Genomic DNA, 21,680 nt, shown 5'->3' with positions numbered 1-21,680 from the left:
TTATGTTCTGGCGCTAAATGAGGGGCGCTCGTTTCTTGAATTTGATGAAAAATAATGCCAATATTGCGCGGTTTTTAACTTTACTATTCACCTGAACTCCCTGTTCACCTGTGGTTAAAGAGGGCTGCTGATATGTCGGATTCATTGCTCATGGTGCGAAATTACTGCGCCGGATCTTTGATGACGTCGCAGCATGTTTCCTTTGCCAGCCGCCTCTTTTCGCTTCTTCGATTATCCCTCGCCACCATGCGGTGAGGCGTCCGTACGCTCACTGTTAGGCATGATTAAAAATAGAGTTTTACTCTGATTTTACTGATGTCTATCGGATGGTGCTGACCCCAGTTTATCCATTCTTAACCTACAGTAATAACTGTAGGGATCATGCGCTTGTCGTCAGCGATCGGCATTGTGATTGGTCGGGATTCGTTATCCCTGCGCTGTGTCTTCCGGGCACGTACACTCATCCTTAACCGTTTGGGTTTGGTTACATGAAACAGTTAAAAATTGCGGCTAATGCGGCGGTTGCCGACCGTTTAATCACCGCACGCGAAATTGTTGCGCTGAGTCACACTGATTTTACCGATGTGGCTGCCGTAGTTGTCTCTATTGAGGAAGCTCGCTGCGGGATCCTGTCGCTGTTACACCATACCGGTTTTACTATTCCGGCTTTTGTGGTGCGGAATAATGATGCCGATTCATTGTCTGAAATGTTGCCGACCGGCAGCGAGTGGCTATTGCTGGATGATGCGGGTGCGCATGCCGGGGTGCTGGAGAATGCGGCACAAACATACCAGGATGCCATGCTGCCGCCGTTTTTCGATACGTTGCTCAAGTATGTCGATATGGAAAACACCACTTTCGCCTGTCCGGGACATCAGGGCGGGCAGTTTTTCCGTAAGCATCCGGCCGGCAGGCAGTTTTTTGATTTTTATGGCGAAAACATTTTCCGGTCGGATATTTGCAATGCCGATGTCAAGCTGGGCGATTTGCTGATTCATGAGGGGGCCGCCAAGAGCGCGCAGAAATTCGCCGCCCGGGTGTTCAATGCGGATAAAACCTATTTCGTGCTCAATGGCACTTCCGCAGCCAATAAGGTGGTGACCAATGCGTTGCTGACCCAGGGTGATTTGGTGTTGTTCGATCGCAATAATCATAAGTCCAACCATCATGGCGCGCTGATCCAGGCCGGAGCGACGCCGGTTTATCTGGAAACGGTGCGTAATCCCTTCGGTTTTATCGGCGGGATCGACGCACACTGCTTCGATGAGGCTTATCTGCGCAATCTGGTGCGTGAAGTGGCGCCGGCGCGCGCCGATGAGACGCGTCCGTTCCGTTTGGCGGTGATCCAGCTTGGCACTTATGACGGCACGATTTATAACGCGCGTCAGGTGGTTGATAGCATCGGTCATCTGTGCGACTACATTCTGTTTGATTCTGCCTGGGTGGGCTACGAGCAGTTTATTCCGATGATGGAGCAATGCTCGCCGTTGCTGCTGGAGCTGAATGAGAACGATCCGGGCATTTTTGTCACTCAATCGGTGCATAAGCAGCAGGCGGGATTCTCACAAACCTCGCAGATTCATAAGAAAGACACCCACATCAAAGGGCAGCGGCGTTTTTGCAACCATAAACGCTTTAACAACGCATTTATGCTGCACGCGTCGACCAGTCCTTTCTACCCGCTGTTTGCCGCGCTGGATGTGAACGCCAAAATGCATGAGGGCGTCAGCGGGCGTCGTTTATGGCTGGAGTGCGTGAAAACCGGCATTGAGGCGCGTAAACAGTTGCTGGCGCGCTGTGAGTTGATTCAACCGTTCGTGCCCACAACCGTGGCGGGAATACCGTGGCAGGATCATGATACCGACGTGATGGCGCATGACGTGCGTTTCTTCAATTTTGAGCCGGGTGAAAAGTGGCATGCCTTTGATGGCTATGCCCAGGATCAGTATTTTATCGATCCCTGTAAATTACTGCTGACAACGCCGGGGATCGATGCGGTCAGCGGCGAATACACCGACTTCGGTATTCCGGCGACCATTCTGGCAAACTATCTGCGTGAACATGGCATCATCCCTGAAAAATGCGATCTGAATTCGATTTTGTTCCTGCTGACGCCGGCGGAAGACAGTATCAAAATGCAGCGTCTGGTTGAGGCTATCGTCTATTTCGAGCAGTTGATGGCCCGGGATGCGCCGTTGAGCGAGGTGTTGCCAAGCCTGTATCACAAATATGAACAGCGCTATCACGGCTACACGTTGCGCCGGCTCTGTCAGGAAATGCATGATTTTTATGCCAGCCACAAGGTGAAAGATCTGCAAAAGGCGATGTTCCGTAAAGACGCTTTTCCACCGGCGGTGATGTTGCCGCAGGACGCAAACCGCGCGTTTGTGCGCGGCGACATTGAACTGGTGCCGATTGCTCAGGCCGCCGGCCGCATCGCGGCGGAAGGGGCCTTGCCTTATCCGCCGGGCGTGCTGTGCGTGGTGCCGGGGGAAGTGTGGGGCGGGGCGGTGCAGCGTTATTTTCTGGCGCTGGAAGCCGGCATCAACCTGTTGCCGGGGTTCTCGCCCGAGCTGCAAGGCGTCTACAGCGTGGCCGAGGAAGATGGCGGCAAGCGGCTGTACGGTTATGTCATCGAGCAATAAATCTTGTGCTGTCCTCAGGCCCGGCAGCGGGCCTGAGAGATCGCGCTTTCCGTATCAGTTAGCGGTAGATTCCTGTTCCGGTGCGGTGTGCGGCTGGTTTACTTTTTGCTTCTGTAGCCCTGACCATCCGGCCACCAGCATCAATCCCAGTATGGGGATAGAGGCGATAGTCCAGGTTCCGTTGGGGTAATCAAAAGCCATCAGCACCATGACGCCGAGCAAAAACGCCAGCGTCAGCCACGACGTTACCGGCGCGCCCGGCATTTTAAACGAGACGGGCTGCGCCTTACCCAGACGGATAGCCTTACGCAGCTTCATCTGACAGATAATAATGAATCCCCATGAAGAGATAATGCCGAGTGAGGCGACGTTCAACACAATTTCAAATACCTGAGACGGGACGATGTAGTTCAGGAATACACCGATAACATGAATGCTTACCGTGACAAGAATCCCGGCATAAGGCACTGATTGGGCGCTCATCCGGGACAGAAATTTGGGCGCTGAACCGCCCAATGCCAAAGAGCGCAGAATTCGTCCGGTGGAATACAGGCCGGAGTTCAGACTGGAAAGCGCCGCCGACAGCACGACAATGTTCATGATCGTACCGATATAGGGAACGCCCAGCTTGCTGAAGAAAGTAACGAACGGGCTTTGTCCTGCCTGATAGGCGTTCCAAGGCAGCAAACAGACCAGCAGCGCAATCGAGCCGACATAAAACAGTCCGATGCGCCAGATGACGCTGTTTACCGCTTTCGGCAGCACTTTTTCCGGGTTTTTACATTCGCCGGCGGTAATGCCGATGATTTCAATACCGGCAAAAGCAAAGATAACCCCTTGGATCAGCACCAATGCGGGCAACAGGCCGTGAGGGAAGATGCCGCCGTTATCGGTGATCAGATGGAAGCCCGTCGGGTTGCCGTCCAGCGGCGCGCCGACGCCGAGATAGACCGTACCGACCACCAGAAACAGCGAAATGGCCGCGACTTTAATCAGGGCGAACCAGAACTCCATTTCGGCAAACCATTTCACGCCGATCAGGTTCATCATGGTAACGATCGATAACGCGCCCAGCGCAAACATCCACTGCGGCACATCGGCAAATGTTCCCCAATAGTACATGTAAAGCGCGACCGCCGTGATATCCACGATGCCGGTCATCGCCCAGTTGAGAAAGTACATCCAGCCTGCTACGTAGGAGGCTTTTTCTCCCAGAAATTCACGGGCGTAAGAGACAAAACTGCCGCTGGTCGGGCGGTGGACGATCAACTCGCCCAGCGCGCGCAGAATGAAAAAAGAGAAGATGCCGCAGATCAGGTAGACCAGCGCCAACGCAGGGCCGGCCATTTGTAAACGTGCGCCTGCGCCGAGAAAAAGACCGGTGCCGATTGAGCCGCCGATGGCGATCATCTGAACGTGACGATTGCCCAATCCCTTGTGATAACCTGTTTCATGCGAGTCCAGCCAACGTCTTTGATTTGTATCCTGTCCAATGCCTGTTTTATTGCTTTGCGTCATTACTTACCTGTATCCCTGTCCGTCATTCATGCTGAGATGAATACTTATAGCTATGCGTATTTTGAACCTGAACTGACCATGTCGAGTATAGGGTTATTTTATAAATGTAGGTCACATGGCGTTAAAGAACGGCAGTGATGCTACCTTTTATCGTCACAGGTAGCAAAAAATGCGTTTATGGACTGAGCGGAAAGCGAAACATTCTGACGTGGTTTGGCGGATAATTGCGCAATGGCGCTTGTTGCATTTAATCCTGACTCCAGGCGCAAACCTGACCTGGCCGCGTTGGAGTCATTGATATCATTAATCGATGAATGTCAGCCGATCCCAGGGATCGGCTGCATGGTCAATCGCCGACAGGGTTCAATCGCCAAATAGTGCTTCAATCTGCGTCTGGTTGGCGGCATAGGGCGCGCGCATGCGTAGATTGAATTCACCGTCAGGACTCTGCACGACCACCGCTTTGGCATGGCTGAAGCGGCGGAAGCCATGGATACCGTGGTAGGCGCCGATGCCCGAGGCCCCCACCCCGCCGAAAGGTATGCTCTCGACCAAGGCGTGGGTCATTACGTCATTGATCACCAGCGCGCCGGAGGTGGTGCGTTCGGCAAACTGCCGTTGGCGCTCCGGAGCCTGACCGAAGTAGTAGGCGGCCAGCGGACGCGGATGAGCGTTGATGTAATCCAGTGTATCTTCAATGCGACGGTAGGTTTTGAGCGGCAGGATCGGCCCGAAGATTTCCTCCTGCATCACCAGCATTTCGTCGGTGGCGTCGAGCACCAGCGTCGGCGCCATCTTGCGGGTCGCCGCGTCGGCGTGGGTTTCGCCCTCGGGTTCCAGCCCGATGACCGTGGCGCCTTTGGCGCGCGCATCGTCCAGCAGGCTTTGTAGACGCTGGAAGTGGCGGTCGTTGATGATCGCGGTGTAGTCCGGGTTCTGCTGTAACGTCGGGAAGCTACGGGTGATGAAGCTGCGCGCATGTTCCACGAAGGCGTCACGGGCGCTGTCAGGCAGCATCACGTAATCGGGGGAAATACAGATCTGACCGGCGTTGAAGGTTTTGATCGTCAGCACTCGCTCGGCGGCCATTTGTACATCGGCATCGGTATCGATCACCACCGGCGACTTGCCTCCCAGCTCCAGCGTTACCGGCACCAGATTTTCCGCCGCCGCGCGCATCACATGACGGCCGACGGTGGTGCTGCCGGTGAACACCAGATGATCGAAAGGCTGCGCGCTGAAGGCCGCGCCCATATCGGCGTCGCCGAGCACGGTCGTTAGTTCCAGCGGATCGAAATAGCGACCGATCAGGTCGGCCAGCAGCGCGGCGGTACGCGGAGTCAGCTCTGACGGTTTGATCAGGGCGCGGTTGCCCGCGGCCAGTACGCCCGCCAAGGGGCTGAATGCCAGATTGAGCGGGAAGTTCCACGGGCTGATGATGCCGACCACGCCCAGCGGCTGGTATTGCACCCGTGCCTGCATGCCGGGGGCTGGCGCTGCTTGTTCGTCGGCTTGCATCCATTGTTCCACGTTTTCTGCGGCGTACTGCAACGTGCCGATAGGAGACAGCACGTCAGCCAGCAAGCTCTGGTAGGGACTGCGATGTCCGTAGTCGGCGCCGATAGCCGCCACCAGTTCCTGGCGATGGCGGGTGAGCAGTTGGGCGGCGCGCGCCAGTCGATCACGGCGCAATTCGGCGCTGGCCGGGCCATCCTGCACATGGGCTTGCTTCATTGCGGCTACGGTCGCGGCCAGCGTTGACGCGGTATCGGAAACATTCATCATTGACTCCAGAACGTGTTGAAAGGGGGATGAATCATCAAGCTAGCTGCTTGATAAGGGCTGCGGCCACCGCCTCGGAACTGGCGGGGTTCTGCCCGGTGATCAAATGACCGTCGGTGACGATGTGGGGTTGCCAGTCGGCGCCTTTCTCATACAGACCGCCCTGACGCTTGAATTCGTCTTCAATCAGGAACGGCACCACATGACTCAATTGCACCGCGTCTTCTTCACTATTGGAGAAGCCGGTCACCTTGCGTCCTTTTACCAATGGCTGACCGTCGGCGGCACGCACGTGGCGCAGCGCGCCCGGTGCATGACAGACCAGTCCGAATGGCTTGCCGGCGCGATCGAAGGCTTCAATCAGCGCGATCGAGTCGGCATTCTCGGCCAGATCCCACAGTGGGCCGTGGCCGCCGGGATAGAACACCGCATCAAAATCAGACTCGCGCACATCGGCCAGCTTGCCGGTGTCGGCCAGCGCCTGCTGGGCTTGCGGATCTTTACGGAAACGTTCGGTCGCGGCGGTCTGCGCTTCCGGTTCGTCGCTTTTGGGATCCAGCGGCGGTTGACCGCCCAGCGGCGAAACCAGCGTCAGCTGCGCGCCCGCATCCTTGAACGCATAGTAAGGGGCGGCGAATTCCTCCAGCCAGAAACCGGTTTTCTTGCCTGTATCGCCGAGGCGGTCGTGTGAGGTAAGGACGATTAAGATCTTCATATCAAGAATTCCTTGGTTTGCATTTCAGGGAACCGCGCGCTATTGATGCAATCAGGCGCCGGCCGCGCCACCCATCGGAACGAGCAGCAATTCAGTGGTCGATAAAGCGTGCCGCAATGGCGCCTTGTCTTTATTTAGCTTAGACAGCAGCGCCGCACCCAACCAGAACTGGTATAAAGTTTGGGCGGTGTCCGCCGGCGCCTGAACCGATCGTAGCGAACCGTCACGCTGGCCGTCGGCCACCGCTTCGGCGATGCGGGCCACCAGTCGCGTTACGCCATTGCACAGGATCAGGCGCATCTCTTCGGACAGGTCGGCGATTTCGGCGGCAAGCTTGACCACCAGACAGTGTTCCGCCCAGCCGCCCAGCAGCGGATCGTCGATCCATGCCGCCCAGTAGCGCATCAGGCGCTGGTATCCGCTGCCGGTGTTAGGCGCCAGCAATACGTCGAGACGCTGTTCGTAATCGCTGACGTATTGCTCCAGCAATACGCAACCGAACTGCTCCTTGGAAGGGAAGTAGTAATAGAACGAGCCTTTGGGCACGTTGCAGACGTCGAGTATTTCTTTAAGGCCCACGCCGCTGAATCCCTTGTGCAGCACCAGCTTGCGGCCGGTGTCGAGGATATGTTGGCGGGTGAGTTCCGCTTTATGTGTTTTGCTCATGTAGTCACTATACATATTAATAGACCGGTCGTCTATATAGCGATGATCGGTTTGTTCCCTACCTCGTTAAGGGAGGTTCAGACAAAGATCATCGTGGTAAATAAAAGGAGCTGAATCGCGTTTCAGGTCTCATCGGTTAGGGATTGACGCTAAAAGAGCAGTCTATCTTTAATAGGAGAGGATGTAGGATGAAGAGTGCGATTGTGATTTTAATGTGGAGTTGTTTGTGGAGTTTCCCGGCGCTGGCTTTGCAGAATGTTGGGTTGCGGCATGTGGTTTTAACGAAAGATTTAGCCGATCGGAAACTCGATGTAGCGGTGCTTTACCCGACCTTATCATCACAGCGCGCCACGCTTATCGGGGATAATCCCGCTTTTTTCGGTTTGCCGGCGATCGAAAATGCTGAACCGGAGTCTGGGATACATCCGCTGGTGGTTATTTCTCATGGATATGGCGGCAGTTGGCGCAATCAACTCTGGCTGGCGCACGCGCTGGTGCAAAAAGGCTATATCGTTGCGGCGCCAAACCACCCTGGCACCACCACCGCAGAGATGGACGACGGCATAGCTGCCAGCTTATGGCTGCGCCCTGATGATCTCAGCCGGGTGATAACCGCGGTGCAACAGCGGAGGGATGTCGGAAACGTGGCGCCCGAACACATTGCGGTTGTTGGCCATTCCCTGGGGGGATGGACTTCTGACGGTTTTTCCTGTTCTTTCGTTACCGGGTCGGCATTGCTCGTCCGGCGGGTATCTTTCGTTACGATAAGATACATGAGGATCATAAGCGTGACTATGTGGGCTAACGCAACAATGTACGGCGCCAGTTCTCCCTCGTAAATATCGAGATCCAGTGCAATGGCGGCGTCAGCGATACCCGAAGCGATAAAGTAAAGCCTCGCCCAAAAGAGCCATGTCTTGCTTGACGCCGAACGTTCGGCTGGAGGGCACGATGTATGACGTGAACGGTGACTGCAAAGTTCGCCTCTGGAGATGCGACTCCAGAGGCTATTTCTATATTAGATTAGCGACGATAATTCTTCTGCGCCGAATTCACTTTGTACAGATAACGGCGCGATTCGCCTGACGGATGTTTGCTGGTCAGCGTATCGTAGACTTCGCTTGGCGACATGTTGTTGATCACGTCCACCGCGCGTCCTCTATCGCTGGAGAACACCCGCAGCACGCTGCCCGCGCCGCCGTTGTAGGCGGTGATGACGGCATAGCGCCGCGAGGTCGGGTTATTGATGCCGGCCAGATAGCTGTTCTTCAGAATCGACAGATAAGCGGTGCCGGCATCGATGTTGTTTTCCGGGTCGAACAGATAGCTGCGGCTCGGCTGTCCCCATTTTCCTTTCATTTTGAAGACGTCGCGGCCTGCGCTGTGCTGCACTACCTGCATCAATCCCAGTGCATCGGAGCGACTTACCGCATAAGGGTTGAAGCTGGACTCCGTCTGCATAATGGCGAGGATCAGCGACTCCTCAATACCGTAGCGTTCGGCGGCTTTACGCACCAGCGGCAGGTATTTGTGCGCCCGCTGGTCCAGATGGTTCGGCACCAACTGGATCGTGACGGACCAGATGACATGCAGCCCGGAGTTGCGTTTTTGCAGCCGGTTTTGCAGCAGATAATCAGCAAAGCTGGCGGCACGCCCTTCCCAACGGATGGCCTGGCCGGTATTGTCCAGCACCTGGCCGTAGAGCATGGGTTCCCGGCTGATTTGAATGTCGTTGGCGTCGGAATACAGATCGGTGTTGGTGGCGTCATCCCCCATCAGCAGGGTGGTAATGATCGCCTGACGCAGGCTGGCGGTGGAGTTCGTCGCCGAAATCGTCTCAATAGTGATAGTACCGGCATCAAAGTTGATGTGGCTGCGGGTCTGATATTGATCGGTATATTTTACGTAGTCTTTCGGCCCGGCAATCAGCACTTCGTTCATGCCCCAGATATTCTCGATATTGTGGGCGAATTGCCCCATCAGAATATCAAAGGCGTTGGTGTCCTTGATGAATTCTTCATTGTCGGTACTGCCTTTATTTCCTGAACAGGAAACCAATAACGGTGCAATAACCAGCAGAGCTAAAATTTTCTTCATATATCAAGCCGTGTCGGAGTTAAGGACGCAACAGGGCCATCAGGCCCTGAGATATCAATGACTCGGGGGGGTAAACCCCTCGATATGGACGTCCTTACCTTCAAACAGGAATTTGATCATCTCCTGTTCCAGCAGCTTGCGATCTTCGACGTTCATCATGCTGAGTTTTTTCTCGTTAATCAGCATGGTTTGCTTGGTCTGCCATTGTGCCCAGGCTTCTTTGGATATCTCGTTATAGATACGTTTGCCTAAATCGCCCGGATAGATTTGAAAGTCCTGTCCTTCGGCATCTCGTTGTAAAAATGTACAAAAAATCGTTCTGCTCATGCTTTTTCCTCATCAATGGCACAGGAATTCAATCGTGTCGGCTGCGGTTGGGCTAACTCGCGCAGCAGGCGTTCAACCGGGGCCGCCAGTCCGACGGAAGGCGGCTGCGCTAAGTTATACCAGAGACCCGCGCCTTCATCCATGCAGGTCCTTTTTGGGGCGTCGTCCCGCGGCGATACATCCAGCCAGAGCGGCACGATATCCAAATGGAAATGGCTGAACGTGTGGCGGAAAGCGACGAGCTGTTGCAGTCCGTCAGCGTTCAGACCACGTTGTTGCAGCCAGAGTTCCAATTCGCCGCGTTCGCCGAACTGCGGAAAGCAAAACAGCCCGCCCCACAGGCCAACGGCGGGGCGCTGCTGTAACCATACTTTCGAGCCCTGTTGCAGCAGCAAAAACCAGCCGGTTTTTTCCGGCAGCGTCTGTTTGGGTTTCTTGCCGGGGTACTGCGCCCAACTGTGGTTGGCATAGGCCACGCAGCCGGTATTCAGCGGGCACAGCTCGCATTTGGGGCGGCTGCGGGTACACACCATCGCCCCCAGATCCATCATGGCCTGATTAAACTGACTGACGCCTTCCGCCGGCGTGACATCTTCGCTGATGGCCCATAATTTTTTTTCCACCTCTTTCTTGCCCGGCCAGCCGTCAACCGCGTAGCAGCGGGCGAGTACGCGTTTTACGTTGCCGTCCAGAATCGGATAGCGCTGCCCCAGCGACAGGGACAATATCGCACCGGCGGTGGAGCGCCCCACGCCCGGCAGGTCGGCGACTTCATCGAATGTCGAGGGAAAGACGCCGCCGTGGCGGGCAACAATCGTTTGCGCCGCTTTATGCAGATTGCGGGCGCGGGCGTAATAGCCCAGGCCGGTCCACAGGTGCAGCACTTCATCCAGCGGCGCCGCGGCCAGCGCGGCCACGTCCGGGAAACGGGCCATAAAACGTTGAAAATAGGGGATTACCGTAGCGACCTGCGTTTGTTGCAACATCACTTCGGACAGCCATACTTTATAGGGTGTTTTCTCAAGCTGCCATGGCAGGGTTTTGCGGCCATAACGCTGATACCAGTTCAGCACCTGGTGCGCGAACTGTTGCGCTTGCATCATAAAAGGGATCACTATCCGGCAGGTAGAAAGTCTGACAGCGATTCCAGCACAGAGTTAATGTGCTGTAAACCGGAACTTTCCGAGGCGGCGCTCTTGCTAAACCACGGCATCCTTGCATAATGCGCGTTTCCTTATATGAAATCGGACAGACAGTAAGCACTCTTTATGATTAATAACGTCATCTCACCGGAATTTGATGAAAACGGACGCCCGCTGCGTCGTATACGCAGTTTTGTTCGCCGTCAGGGACGTTTGACCAACGGGCAACAACAGGCGCTGGATAACTTTTGGCCGGTGATGGGTGTCGACTATCAGACTGAAGCGCTGGAATTTACTTCACTCTTCGGGCGCGATGCGCCGGTGGTGCTGGAGATCGGTTTCGGGATGGGCGCATCGCTGGTGACCATGGCGGCGCAGCATCCGCAGCAGAACTTCCTGGGAATTGAAGTGCACCTGCCCGGCGTCGGCGCCTGTCTCTCTTCCGCGCAGGAGAGCGCGGTCGGCAACCTGCGCGTGATGTGTCATGACGCGGTGGAAGTGCTGGAAAATATGATCCCTGACGGTTCCTTGTCGATGGTGCAGCTTTTCTTCCCCGATCCGTGGCATAAGGCGCGCCATAATAAGCGTCGTATTGTGCAGACGCCGTTTGTTGAACTGGTGCTGCGCAAACTGAAAATCGGCGGCGTGTTCCATATGGCGACGGACTGGGAACCTTACGCGCAGCATATGCTCGAAGTGATGAACGCCGTCGCAGGATATCGCAACCTTTCCGATAATAATGACTATGTTGTGCGGCCGGAATCACGTCCGCTGACAAAATTTGAAGTTCGCGGCCAGCGTTTAGGGCATGGTGTTTGGGATCTTATGTTTGAGAGGATGAAATAATGGCACAAGCTCGTAGCCGTCGTTTACGTAAAAAACTACACATTGATGAGTTTCAGGAACTGGGCTTTTCCGTCAGTTGGCGTTTTCCTGAAGGAACCGGCGTTGAAGATATCGACCGGATGATGGACAAGTTTGTTGATGATGTGATTGAACCTAACGGTCTGGCGTTTGAAGGCAGCGGTTATCTGCAATGGCAAGGGCTGGTCTGTTTACAGAAGATCGGTCACTGTACGGACGAACACCGCCAGTTGGTCAGCCGCTGGCTGGAAGAGCAGAAACTGACCGAGGTTAAGGTCAGCGATCTGTTTGATATCTGGTGGGATTTACCCGACGATCTGCTTTAAGTTCCGGGCCGGCCGGGTAACGCCGAGGTTATTCAGTTTTTTCCGCCTGCCGCCGGGCGGATTTCCTCACTTCCGCTGCCTCCGTTGTTTCCCTCAGGAGAAAATATGTTACGTAAAATGACTCTGGGTTTATTGATGTTGCTGTCCTGGCAGGTTCAGGCCGCGTACCAGTGCAACGTTAATCCACAGGACGATATCATCATCAGCCCGCAACATGTGCAGGTGGTGGGCGCCAGCGGGAATTTGCAGATTTCTCCGGATGGAGACATCGTGCGTAACGGGACGCCGCTGACCCTTAATGCCGATCAGCGCCGGCAGTCGAAAGCTTATCAGGCGGATTTACGCCAGCAGCTTCCCTGGATCGATCAGGGAGCGCAGCAGCATCTGGAAAAGGCGCGTGCGGCGTTGGATAAAGTCATCGTGCAGGAGCTGGGCAGCGGCAGTAACGTACGCAACCGGCTGACCACGTTGAATGGTCAGCTCAAACAGCAGATGAACCGTATCATTGAGCATCGCAGCGACGGTTTGACCTTTCACCATCAGGCGGTGAAACAGGTAGAGCAGGATGGCCGGCAGATCGTCGAACAAAGCATGGGCGGCGTATTGCAAGACAGCCTGAATGAAATGGGCGTGAAGCAAATGTCGAACGGCGGCAATCCGCTACAGGCGATGATGGGCAATCTCGGCGGTTTACAGAAAGCCATTCAGACCGAGTGGAATAATCAGGAAATGGCGTTTCAAAATTTCGGCAATGACGTGTGCGGCCGGGTAACCGCGCTGGAAGATCAACGCAAGGCATTACTGCGTTCGCTGAATTGATCTCAGCGGGAAAGATAAACGGTAACGGTCTTTTTCGCTTAAATTAACCATGACTATCCGACAGCGCAGCGTGATATATCACGCTCAAACTGTGACACCGCCTCAGCGGTGTCATTAAAACGCTCTCTGCTCAGGGGGCGGGATAGGTAAAGCGACGGTGGATAGCGTCCAGTTCATCCAGTATTTCACCGTCCAGCGTCAGGTTCTGGCTGTCCAGATTGATCTGCAACTGATCGACTGAGGTTGCGCCCAGCAGCGTCGTGGCGACAAACGGTTGCTGGCGGACGAAGGCCAGCGCCATTTGTGCGGGATCCAGAGCGTGCTTTTGCGCCAGCGCCACATATTCAGCAATCGCCAGTTGGGTATGCTCGGCGGTATAGCGCACAAAGCGGCTGTAAAGCGTGTTACGCGCGCCGGCCGGTCTGGCGCCATTCAGGTATTTCCCGGTCAGCGTACCAAACGCCAGCGCGGAGTAGGCCAACAGCTCGATGCCTTCATGCTGGCTGATTTCCGCCAGGCCGACTTCGAAACTGCGGTTCAGCAGATTGTAGGGATTCTGAATGGAAACGATGCGCGGCAGATCGTGTTTTTCCGCCAGATGCAGATAACGCATCACGCCCCACGGAGTTTCGTTGGAAACGCCGATATAGCGAATTTTACCCGCCCGAACCTGCTCATTCAGCGCTTCCAGCGTTTCCAATAATGTAACCGCGGGCTTTTCATCCGTATATTGATAGCCCAGTTTACCGAAGCAGTTGGTTTGTCGCTGCGGCCAGTGCAGTTGATATAAGTCGATATAGTCGGTGTTCAGGCGGGTCAGGCTGGCGTCCAGCGCATCACGGATATTTTTACGATCCAGCGCCTGCTGAGGACGGATACCGCTATCGTTACCGCGCACCGGCCCGGCGACCTTGCTGGCCAGAATGATTTTTTCGCGTCCACCGCGGGATTTCAGCCAGGAGCCAATATAGCTTTCGGTTAATCCCTGAGTTTCCGGGCGTGGGGGCACCGGATACATTTCTGCTGTATCAATCAGGTTGACCCCTGCGGCAATGGCGAGATCCAATTGGGCATGAGCTTCAGCTTCACTGTTTTGTTCGCCAAAGGTCATCGTGCCGAGGCCCAGCACACTCACTTCTAAAGAACTGTGGGGAATACGGTGATATAGCATTGCCAGCTTCCTTTATGTCTGAAAATAGCCGGGCGCGTATTTACGCGCCAGCATTTGACTATAACGAAGCCGGGTCATGTGGGGAAGCGTCTTTATATATTCGACATGGGCGGCCGGGGCCGCGGGATAAAAGAATCAATTCGAAAATCAACGCTCAATGATCTGCGAAATATCATCACGGTTAATCTGTTTCTTATTGCCTTGTTCATCAACGTAACTGAGCATTCCGGTGTCTTTATCCAATTCCGGCTTGCTTTGCGTCAGCAGCATCTGCCCTTGTTTGGTCGCCATGACATAGTGGCTGGAACAGCCGCTGAGGGTGAACAGCAACGCCAACGCTATCGCTATTTTGATCCGAACTTTCATCATACTTACCCGTCATTACAGCAAAAAAATTGAAGATTCTCGAATGAGTCTAGCAAATAGTCGGTAAGGATTAAGTAAGAATAATGGAAAAAATGAATAATGAAGCGGGCAACGCGATGTAATCCGGGCGGCGGCGATGCCGCCCGGACAGGCTCAATGCGTTTGCGTTGTTTTGGCTTTTTTGCCGCGCAGCAGATTCAGCGCTTCCACCGACATGGAGAAGAACATGGCGAAGTAGATGTAGCCTTTCGGCACATGAATCTCGACGCTTTCCAGAATCAACGTGAAGCCGACCAATATCAGGAACGACAGCGCCAGCATTTTGACCGACGGGTGTCGCTCAACGAATTCGCCGATGGCCCGGGCGGAAAACATCATCACGCCGACCGCGATAATCACCGCCGCCATCATAATAAACAGATGGTCGGACAGGCCGACGGCGGTAATCACCGAATCCAGGCTAAAGATGATATCCAGCAGCATGATTTGCACGATCGCCCCAAAAAATGAATGCACCTGTGAGACGTGATCTTCCGATCCCCCCTCCACCGTTTCGTGAATTTCCTTGCTCGACTTCCAGATCAGGAACAGCCCGCCGAAAAACAGGATCAGATCGCGAGTGGAAATGTCATTGCCGAATACGGTAAACAGCGGGTTGGTCAGGCGGATAACCCAGGCAATCGAGGCCAGCAACCCCAGACGCATCAGCATGGCGCCCATAAGGCCGATCCGACGGGCTTTATTCTGTTGGGCTTTGGGGAGTTTGGCGACCACCAACGACAGGAAAATGATGTTGTCGATACCAAGAACGATTTCCAGAATAGTCAGCGTTCCCAGTGCCAACCAGGCATTCGGATCAACAATCCAATCAAACATTATATCAATGCACCTTAAACGAAATGTAAACGGTATTATACGCTGTCAGACAAGTGAACAGGCAAGAGAAAGCGTGGTTGATTACAGCAGAAAATGGCGCGCCAATAGGGGAGCCGTGAATGTTTTCTTCAGGTAGAATCCACGGGGCAGGGTCAGGATGGGTTGCCCGAATTCACCAATCGCTTCCGTCAGGGCACGGCTATTTGCCGCTTTGGGGCGTAATTGTAGCACTTCACCGTGGCGTGCGGTGATACTTTCCACCTGGCCGAGCACGATCAGATCCATCAACTCTTCCCAGTCGCGGCGCAGCCGATCTTCCTCTTCCCGGCTGGGGCTCCAGATCAGCGGCGCGCCGATGCGCCGCTCGCCCAAAGGGATCGGCCGGGAGCCTTCCACCGGGATCCACAATACCCGCGCCAGCTTGTGCCGAACGTGGCTGCTTTCCCATGTTACGCCGCTATTGCCGGTTAACGGCGCCACGCATACAAACGTGGTTTCCAGCGGCCTGCCTTGCTCATCAATGGGAATGGTCTTCAGTTCAATACCGATATCGGGGAAATCCTGCTCGGGTTTACTGCCCGCGCTGGCGCCCAGAAAACGCTCCAGCAGCGTGCCAATCCAGCCTTTGTCCCGCTTCAGATTCGCCGGCAGCGGCAGTTGCGCGATGTCCGCCAGTTCAGCCAGATTATAACCGGCAAGCGACTGCGCCCGTAGCAACAATTCCTGTTCGCTAAGCGGCGGGGTAGTAAGAACGGAGGGTGAATTCATAAAGTATATCGTCCGATTTTTTCCGCTCAAAAAAAACACAGCGGTAGAAAAACATTAACGCACAGTCAGAAGATCTGTTGAGGAAATCAATAATAGCATGATTCTTAGCGATTTTTTTTGCTGCGATAACCATCCTCGTCTCTTATTTTCATAAACTGTGCACCTGTAGACACCGACAATGAACAGGATCTTACACTAGCTTATCCACAGATTTCTTGGATAACCGGTATAAATACGGATTACTGGTTTGATTTACAGCCTTGACGCGCGCCGGTTTTGCTGTTTTTGCCGGTTTTTTATCTGATTTGCGATGATGTCCTGTGGATAAAATCGGTATAGAGCGATCTTTCGCCAGTATTGTGATGATAATAATTTAATCAGGATCTTTGACGGTGGTTTTACCGCTGATTAATGATTTAATATGATGAAAATAAAGGATTATTTTTTATCTGGTTGAGATGCTCATTACCCATGCGGAAATAGGTTGTGCTCACTTTTTCATGGGTTCTACACAAAGATGTCCACAGAAATAGTGAATAAACCGCGAGTGTGGGACTTAACATGTTTATAACTTCGAGGAGATCTGTGGGTTATCCATACCTTATTATAAAGATAACTGAGCCAAGCAGTAGTTTACCGTCTGCCGGGAGTGTGAAACAATCAGGTCATCTTTGCATTATAAGTCTATCGAGGTAGTCGGTGATCGATGATGATGGCTACCGCCCGAATGTTGGTATTGTAATTTGTAATCGGCAGGGACAGGTCTTGTGGGCCCGTCGTTACGGTCAGCACTCCTGGCAGTTTCCACAGGGGGGAATTAACCCCGGTGAAAGCGCGGAGCAGGCGATGTACCGTGAACTGTTCGAAGAAGTGGGATTAAAGAAAAAAGATGTCCGGATTCTGGCATCTACCCGCAACTGGTTACGTTATAAATTACCAAAACGTTTGGTGCGTTGGGATACAAAACCGGTATGTATCGGCCAAAAGCAAAAATGGTTTCTGCTACAGTTGATGTGTAATGAGTCGGATATCAATATGCAAAGCAGTGGCACGCCTGAGTTTGATGGCTGGCGTTGGGTCAGTTACTGGTATCCGGTACGTCAGGTCGTTTCTTTCAAACGTGATGTTTATCGTCGGGTGATGAAGGAATTTATCAGCCCGGTGATACAACTTCAGGAGAATACTGCTGCCCGGACTGCGCCGCCGTCCGGCTCCCGGCGAAAGAGAGGGTAATTCAGGCACATCATGCTCACGCGCTTGCGAGAAATTGTCGAAAAAGTAGCGGCGGCGGCCCGCCTTGATGATGCGCTGGACATTCTGGTCAATGAAACCTGCCAGGCAATGGACACGGAAGTCTGTTCGATTTATCTGGCCGATCGCGATCACCAATGTTACTACCTGATGGCGACGCGCGGGTTGAAGAAACCACGCGGGCGCACCGTCACGCTGGCATTCGGTCAGGGGGTGGTCGGCCTGGTGGGGCAACGCGCCGAGCCGATTAATCTGGCGGATGCCCGCACCCATCCCAGTTTCAAATATATTCCTGCCGTAAAAGAACAGCACTTCCGCTCTTTCCTGGGCGTGCCGGTTATCCATCGCCGTCAACTGCTGGGGGTTTTGGTGGTGCAGCAGCGCGAACACCGACAGTTTGATAAAAACGAAGAGTCGTTTATGGTGACGCTGGCCACGCAGATGGCGGCCATTCTTTCCCAGGCGCAGATTAAAACGCTGTTCAGTCAATACCGTCAGACGCGAATCAAGGCGCTGGCGGCCTCGCCCGGCGTGGCCATCGCCCCCGGCTGGCAGGATTGCAGCCAACCTTCTCTGGATCAGGTTTTTCCGGCTTCCAGTCTGGATAGCGAGCGCGAGCGCGCCCGGTTAACGCAGGCGTTAGAGGACGCCACGGCGGAGTTTCGGCGCTTCAGTAAACGTTTTAGCGCCAGCGCGCAAAAAGAGAGCGCGGCCATTTTCGACTTGTATTCTCACCTGCTGAATGACGCCCGTCTAAAGCGTGAGCTGTTTCAGGAAGTGGATGCCGGTCACGCGGCGCAATGGGCGGTCAAGCTGGTGATTGAGCGTTTTGCGGCGCAGTTCGCCAATTTGCAGGACACCTATCTGCGCGAGCGCGCCGGCGATTTGCGTGCTTTGGGACAGCGGCTGCTGTTCCATCTTGACGATAATGCGCAAAGTATCGGGCAATGGCCCCATCGGTTCATTCTGGTGGCCGATGAACTCACGGCCACCCTGCTGGCGGAGCTGCCCCCGGAGCGGCTGGCGGGAGTCGTGGTATACGATGGCGCGGCAAATTCCCATGCCGCCATTCTGGTTCGGGCCATGGGGATCCCCACCCTGGTCGGCGCGGATATTCAGCCTGAGCTGCTGCATCAGCGGTTGTTGATTATTGATGGTTATCGCGGCGAACTGTTGGTGGATCCTGAACCGGTATTGGTGCAGGAATATCAACGTCTGTTGATTGAGGAAAATGAGCTAACCCGTTTGGCGGAAGGCGATATGGAGCGCCCGGCCGTCTTGAAAAGCGGTGAGCGTATTCAGGTGATGCTGAATGCCGGCTTGAGCGCAGAACATGAAAAACTTTTTATTAATCAGGTTGATGGCGTAGGTCTGTATCGAACTGAGATCCCTTTTATGCTTCAGAGCGGTTTTCCGTCTGAAGATGAACAAATGGCCCAATATCAACGCATGTTACGGCTCTATCCCTCGCGTCAGGTGATATTGCGTACGTTGGATATCGGCGCCGACAAGCCGTTGCCCTATCTGCCCATCAGTGAAGAGAATCCGTGCCTTGGCTGGCGCGGTATTCGTATTACCCTCGATCAGCCGGAAATATTTTTAATTCAGGTGCGCGCCATGCTGCGGGCGAATGCGCATATCGGCAATCTGAATATTCTGTTGCCGATGGTAAGCAGTGTGGATGAAATTGATGAAGCGCGTCGTTTGATCGACCAGGCCGCTGCTGAAGTTGAGGAACTGCTGGGCTTCCCTCAGCCCAAACCCCGTATCGGCATTATGATCGAAGTGCCGTCGATGATCTTTCTGCTGTCGCATCTGGCTTCACGCGTCGATTTTGTTTCCGTTGGAACCAACGATCTTACCCAGTATTTACTGGCGGTGGATCGTAACAACGCCCATGTCGCTTCTCTGTATGACAGCCTGCATCCGGCGATGCTACAGGCGTTGCATGTGATTGCAAGTGCGTGCCGGCATCACAATATCGAAGCGTCGGTATGCGGCGAGATGGCGGGGGAACCGCTGGGCGCATTAATGCTGATGGGGCTGGGATATCGCACGCTGAGTATGAATGGCCGCAGCGTGGCGAGGATTAAATATCTGCTGCGGCAGATCGATTTATCCGAGGCGCAGGCGCTGGTTGAAACCTTGCTGAAGGCGCAGAGCGCCAGCGAAGTAAGGCAATGGGCATCGATCTTTATTGAAGAGCGCGGGCTGGGGGGGCTGATCCGCGGCGGACGCTGATTGCCGATCTCGCTATTCCCTTGCCGCATAAAATATTTTACAGAACTTTTCCCTGCCGGATAAGCAACCTACCCGGCGCGCTATGCTATGATTCGCCACCGCGGTTTGCAGGAAAAAGATGAGAAATGCGGTGATGACAACCTTAATCGCGTCTGGATCGAAATGCCCGGGCTTAGGCCGCTACCGCTGTATCGGCGACGGTTCCTGATATCGGATGGTGTCATAAGTCAGGGCTGATTCCTGCCTCGGCATATTAATAGCCCCGTAGCCGGGAACAATAAAACAAAATATGTGGTGAACTATGACGACAAGCTATCTGGCGTTTCCTCAGTTTGATCCGGTGATTTTTTCCATCGGCCCGGTGGCCTTGCACTGGTATGGACTGATGTATTTGGTTGGGTTTGTGTTTGCCATGTGGCTGGCGGTGCGTCGCGCCAACAAACCGGGCAGCGGCTGGACCAAAGACGAAGTCGAAAACCTGCTGTATATCGGCTTCCTCGGGGTATTTATCGGCGGCCGCCTGGGCTATGTGCTGTTCTATGCGTTGCCGTCGTTTCTGGATAACCCGCTCTATCTGTTTAAAGTCTGGGATGGCGGAATGTCATTCCATGGTGGTCTGGTCGGCGTGATCTGCGTGATGTTGTGGTTTGCCCGTCGAACCAAACGCCATTTCTTTCAGGTGGCTGACTTTATTGCGCCGCTTATCCCATTCGGTCTGGGGGCCGGGCGTCTGGGTAACTTTATCAACGGCGAACTGTGGGGACGCGTTACCACCGATACGCCGTGGGCGATGTTGTTTCCGGGTTCACGCAGCGAAGATCTGGCGCTGGCGGTCGGTAATCCTCAGTGGCAGGCGATTTTTAATCAGTACGGCATGCTGCCGCGGCATCCTTCTCAGTTATATCAGATGCTGCTTGAGGGCATCGTTCTGTTTATCATACTGAATCTGTTTATCCGTAAACCGCGTCCGATGGGCAGCGTTTCTGGGTTATTCCTGATCGGCTATGGCGTATTCCGTATCATTTCAGAGTTTTTCCGCCAGCCCGATGCGCAACTGGGGTTATTCAGCAATATCTTCAGCATGGGGCAAATTCTGTCGATACCGATGGTGATAGCCGGGGTTGTGTTGATGGTCTGGGCCTATCGTCGGCCGGCACAGCAATAATCAGCCGTAATTCTTTAATATTCGTGGTGAGGTAGTATGAAACAGTATCTGGATCTGATGAAAAAAGTGCTTGAGGAAGGGACGCCGAAAGCCGATCGCACGGGCACCGGTACGCTGTCGATTTTCGGCCATCAGATGCGTTTCAATTTACAGGACGGTTTTCCTCTGGTCACGACCAAGCGCTGCCACCTGCGCTCAATCATTCATGAGCTGCTGTGGTTCCTGAATGGCGACACCAATGTGGCGTATCTGCATGATAACAATGTCAGTATCTGGGACGAATGGGCGGATGAAAACGGCGATCTCGGCCCGGTCTACGGCAAACAATGGCGCGCCTGGGGCGCGGCCGACGGTCGTCAGATCGACCAGTTGAAAAAAGTGCTTACCCAGTTGAAACAGGATCCCGACTCTCGCCGCATTATTGTTTCCGCCTGGAACGTGGGGGAGCTGGACAAGATGGCGCTGGCGCCGTGCCACGCGTTTTTCCAGTTCTACGTTGCCGATGGTAAATTATCCTGCCAGCTTTATCAGCGCTCGTGCGACGTGTTCCTCGGTTTGCCTTTCAACATCGCCAGCTATGCCTTACTGGTGCATATGGTGGCGCAGCAGTGCGACCTGGAAGTCGGAGACTTTGTCTGGACGGGCGGCGATACCCATCTCTACAACAACCATATGGAACAAACGCATCTGCAACTGAGCCGCGAACCGCGGGCCTTGCCGAAGCTGGTGATCAAACGCCGTCCCGATACGCTGTTTGATTACCGTTTTGAAGATTTTGAAATCGAGGGTTACGATCCGCATCCGCCGATTAAAGCGCCGGTGGCTATTTGAGGTCGACGGGTTTGCAGGGCCGCTTCCACGGCCCTTATCGCTTTACTTTTTTCGCGTTTTTCCTTTCTCCTCGCCGCTTTATTTCCCCCGTTTCATCGTTGCAATAAAAC

The 21,680-nt window shown here is 54.2% G+C and carries 20 protein-coding genes; 9 read left to right on the top strand and 11 right to left on the bottom strand.

Going from position 1 to position 21,680, the window contains the following annotated elements:
* Positions 1 to 488 precede the first annotated feature (488 nt).
* Positions 489 to 2,645 carry an ornithine decarboxylase gene (locus JG725_RS08755; protein WP_172289571.1) on the top strand — a complete coding sequence of 719 codons (2,157 nt, stop codon included), beginning with the start codon at positions 489 to 491 and terminating at the stop codon, positions 2,643 to 2,645.
* A gap of 54 nt (positions 2,646 to 2,699) precedes the next feature.
* Here the strand turns inward: JG725_RS08755 and ansP are convergent, their stop codons facing one another.
* From ansP to JG725_RS08735, 4 genes are all read right to left on the bottom strand, one after another.
* Positions 2,700 to 4,163 (bottom strand): L-asparagine permease, encoded by a 1,464-nt coding sequence (gene ansP, locus JG725_RS08750; protein WP_199377622.1) that lies wholly within the window; start codon positions 4,161 to 4,163, stop codon positions 2,700 to 2,702.
* A 363-nt stretch (positions 4,164 to 4,526) separates the two neighbouring features.
* A complete protein-coding gene (locus JG725_RS08745) occupies positions 4,527 to 5,945 on the bottom strand; it encodes a coniferyl aldehyde dehydrogenase (RefSeq protein ID WP_199377737.1) in 1,419 nt (472 codons plus the stop codon).
* Positions 5,946 to 5,982: 37 nt separating this feature from the next.
* Positions 5,983 to 6,660: a type 1 glutamine amidotransferase domain-containing protein gene (locus tag JG725_RS08740; protein ID WP_172289574.1), complete on the bottom strand. Its 678-nt coding sequence runs from the start codon at positions 6,658 to 6,660 to the stop codon at positions 5,983 to 5,985.
* A 51-nt stretch (positions 6,661 to 6,711) separates the two neighbouring features.
* Complete coding sequence (locus JG725_RS08735) at positions 6,712 to 7,326, bottom strand: TetR/AcrR family transcriptional regulator (RefSeq protein WP_199377620.1); 615 nt, start codon at positions 7,324 to 7,326, stop codon at positions 6,712 to 6,714.
* Positions 7,327 to 7,514: 188 nt separating this feature from the next.
* Between JG725_RS08735 and JG725_RS08730 the strand changes: the two genes are divergently transcribed.
* Positions 7,515 to 8,165, top strand: coding sequence for an alpha/beta fold hydrolase (locus JG725_RS08730; protein WP_199377618.1), 651 nt, complete (start codon positions 7,515 to 7,517; stop codon positions 8,163 to 8,165).
* Positions 8,166 to 8,349: 184 nt separating this feature from the next.
* Here the strand turns inward: JG725_RS08730 and mltC are convergent, their stop codons facing one another.
* The 3 genes from mltC to mutY are packed head-to-tail and all read right to left on the bottom strand — an operon-like array spanning position 8,350 to position 10,853.
* Positions 8,350 to 9,423, bottom strand: coding sequence for a membrane-bound lytic murein transglycosylase MltC (gene mltC / locus JG725_RS08725; RefSeq protein WP_172289577.1), 1,074 nt, complete (start codon positions 9,421 to 9,423; stop codon positions 8,350 to 8,352).
* A gap of 54 nt (positions 9,424 to 9,477) precedes the next feature.
* Positions 9,478 to 9,750 carry an oxidative damage protection protein gene (locus JG725_RS08720; protein ID WP_172289578.1) on the bottom strand — a complete coding sequence of 91 codons (273 nt, stop codon included), beginning with the start codon at positions 9,748 to 9,750 and terminating at the stop codon, positions 9,478 to 9,480.
* Positions 9,747 to 10,853, bottom strand: a complete 1,107-nt coding sequence (gene mutY, locus JG725_RS08715) for an A/G-specific adenine glycosylase (protein ID WP_199377616.1) — start codon at positions 10,851 to 10,853, stop codon at positions 9,747 to 9,749. The genes JG725_RS08720 and mutY overlap by 4 nt, the downstream gene beginning before the upstream one ends.
* A gap of 165 nt (positions 10,854 to 11,018) precedes the next feature.
* Here mutY and trmB point away from each other — a divergent pair, with 165 nt between their 5' ends.
* The 3 genes from trmB (at position 11,019) to JG725_RS08700 (ending at position 12,901) form a co-directional block, all read left to right on the top strand.
* A complete protein-coding gene (trmB, locus tag JG725_RS08710) occupies positions 11,019 to 11,738 on the top strand; it encodes a tRNA (guanosine(46)-N7)-methyltransferase TrmB (protein ID WP_172289580.1) in 720 nt (239 codons plus the stop codon).
* Positions 11,738 to 12,082, top strand: a complete 345-nt coding sequence (locus JG725_RS08705) for a YggL family protein (protein ID WP_172289581.1) — start codon at positions 11,738 to 11,740, stop codon at positions 12,080 to 12,082. The genes trmB and JG725_RS08705 overlap by 1 nt, the downstream gene beginning before the upstream one ends.
* A gap of 105 nt (positions 12,083 to 12,187) precedes the next feature.
* Positions 12,188 to 12,901 carry a DUF2884 domain-containing protein gene (locus tag JG725_RS08700; RefSeq protein WP_172289582.1) on the top strand — a complete coding sequence of 238 codons (714 nt, stop codon included), beginning with the start codon at positions 12,188 to 12,190 and terminating at the stop codon, positions 12,899 to 12,901.
* Between the two features lie 130 nt (positions 12,902 to 13,031).
* Here the strand turns inward: JG725_RS08700 and JG725_RS08695 are convergent, their stop codons facing one another.
* The 4 genes from JG725_RS08695 to mutH form a co-directional block, all read right to left on the bottom strand.
* The gene (locus JG725_RS08695) at positions 13,032 to 14,072 is read right to left on the bottom strand and encodes an NADP(H)-dependent aldo-keto reductase (protein WP_172289583.1); all 1,041 of its coding nucleotides are present in this window, start codon (positions 14,070 to 14,072) and stop codon (positions 13,032 to 13,034) included.
* A 147-nt stretch (positions 14,073 to 14,219) separates the two neighbouring features.
* Entirely contained in the window at positions 14,220 to 14,438 is a 219-nt protein-coding gene (locus JG725_RS08690; RefSeq protein ID WP_172290015.1) for a YgdI/YgdR family lipoprotein, read from the bottom strand.
* 153 nt (positions 14,439 to 14,591) lie between these two features.
* On the bottom strand, positions 14,592 to 15,314 hold the full coding sequence (locus tag JG725_RS08685; RefSeq protein WP_172289584.1) for a TerC family protein: 723 nt from the start codon (positions 15,312 to 15,314) through the stop codon (positions 14,592 to 14,594).
* A gap of 81 nt (positions 15,315 to 15,395) precedes the next feature.
* Positions 15,396 to 16,082 carry a DNA mismatch repair endonuclease MutH gene (gene mutH, locus JG725_RS08680; protein WP_172289585.1) on the bottom strand — a complete coding sequence of 229 codons (687 nt, stop codon included), beginning with the start codon at positions 16,080 to 16,082 and terminating at the stop codon, positions 15,396 to 15,398.
* Positions 16,083 to 16,781: 699 nt separating this feature from the next.
* Here mutH and rppH point away from each other — a divergent pair.
* The 4 genes from rppH (at position 16,782) to thyA (ending at position 21,570) form a co-directional block, all read left to right on the top strand.
* Positions 16,782 to 17,315 (top strand): RNA pyrophosphohydrolase, encoded by a 534-nt coding sequence (gene rppH / locus JG725_RS08675; RefSeq protein ID WP_172289586.1) that lies wholly within the window; start codon positions 16,782 to 16,784, stop codon positions 17,313 to 17,315.
* A 12-nt stretch (positions 17,316 to 17,327) separates the two neighbouring features.
* Positions 17,328 to 19,574 carry a phosphoenolpyruvate--protein phosphotransferase gene (gene ptsP, locus JG725_RS08670; RefSeq protein ID WP_199377614.1) on the top strand — a complete coding sequence of 749 codons (2,247 nt, stop codon included), beginning with the start codon at positions 17,328 to 17,330 and terminating at the stop codon, positions 19,572 to 19,574.
* 301 nt (positions 19,575 to 19,875) lie between these two features.
* Complete coding sequence (gene lgt, locus JG725_RS08665) at positions 19,876 to 20,739, top strand: prolipoprotein diacylglyceryl transferase (protein ID WP_172289588.1); 864 nt, start codon at positions 19,876 to 19,878, stop codon at positions 20,737 to 20,739.
* Between the two features lie 36 nt (positions 20,740 to 20,775).
* Complete coding sequence (thyA, locus tag JG725_RS08660; protein ID WP_199377612.1) at positions 20,776 to 21,570, top strand: thymidylate synthase; 795 nt, start codon at positions 20,776 to 20,778, stop codon at positions 21,568 to 21,570.
* Positions 21,571 to 21,680 lie beyond the last annotated feature (110 nt).

The sequence above is a fragment of the Brenneria sp. L3-3C-1 genome, from assembly GCF_016456245.1.
In the GTDB taxonomy this organism is placed as follows: domain Bacteria; phylum Pseudomonadota; class Gammaproteobacteria; order Enterobacterales; family Enterobacteriaceae; genus Brenneria.
Note: the sequence above shows the minus strand (reverse complement) of the source record. Positions and strands in the feature narration are given on the sequence as shown.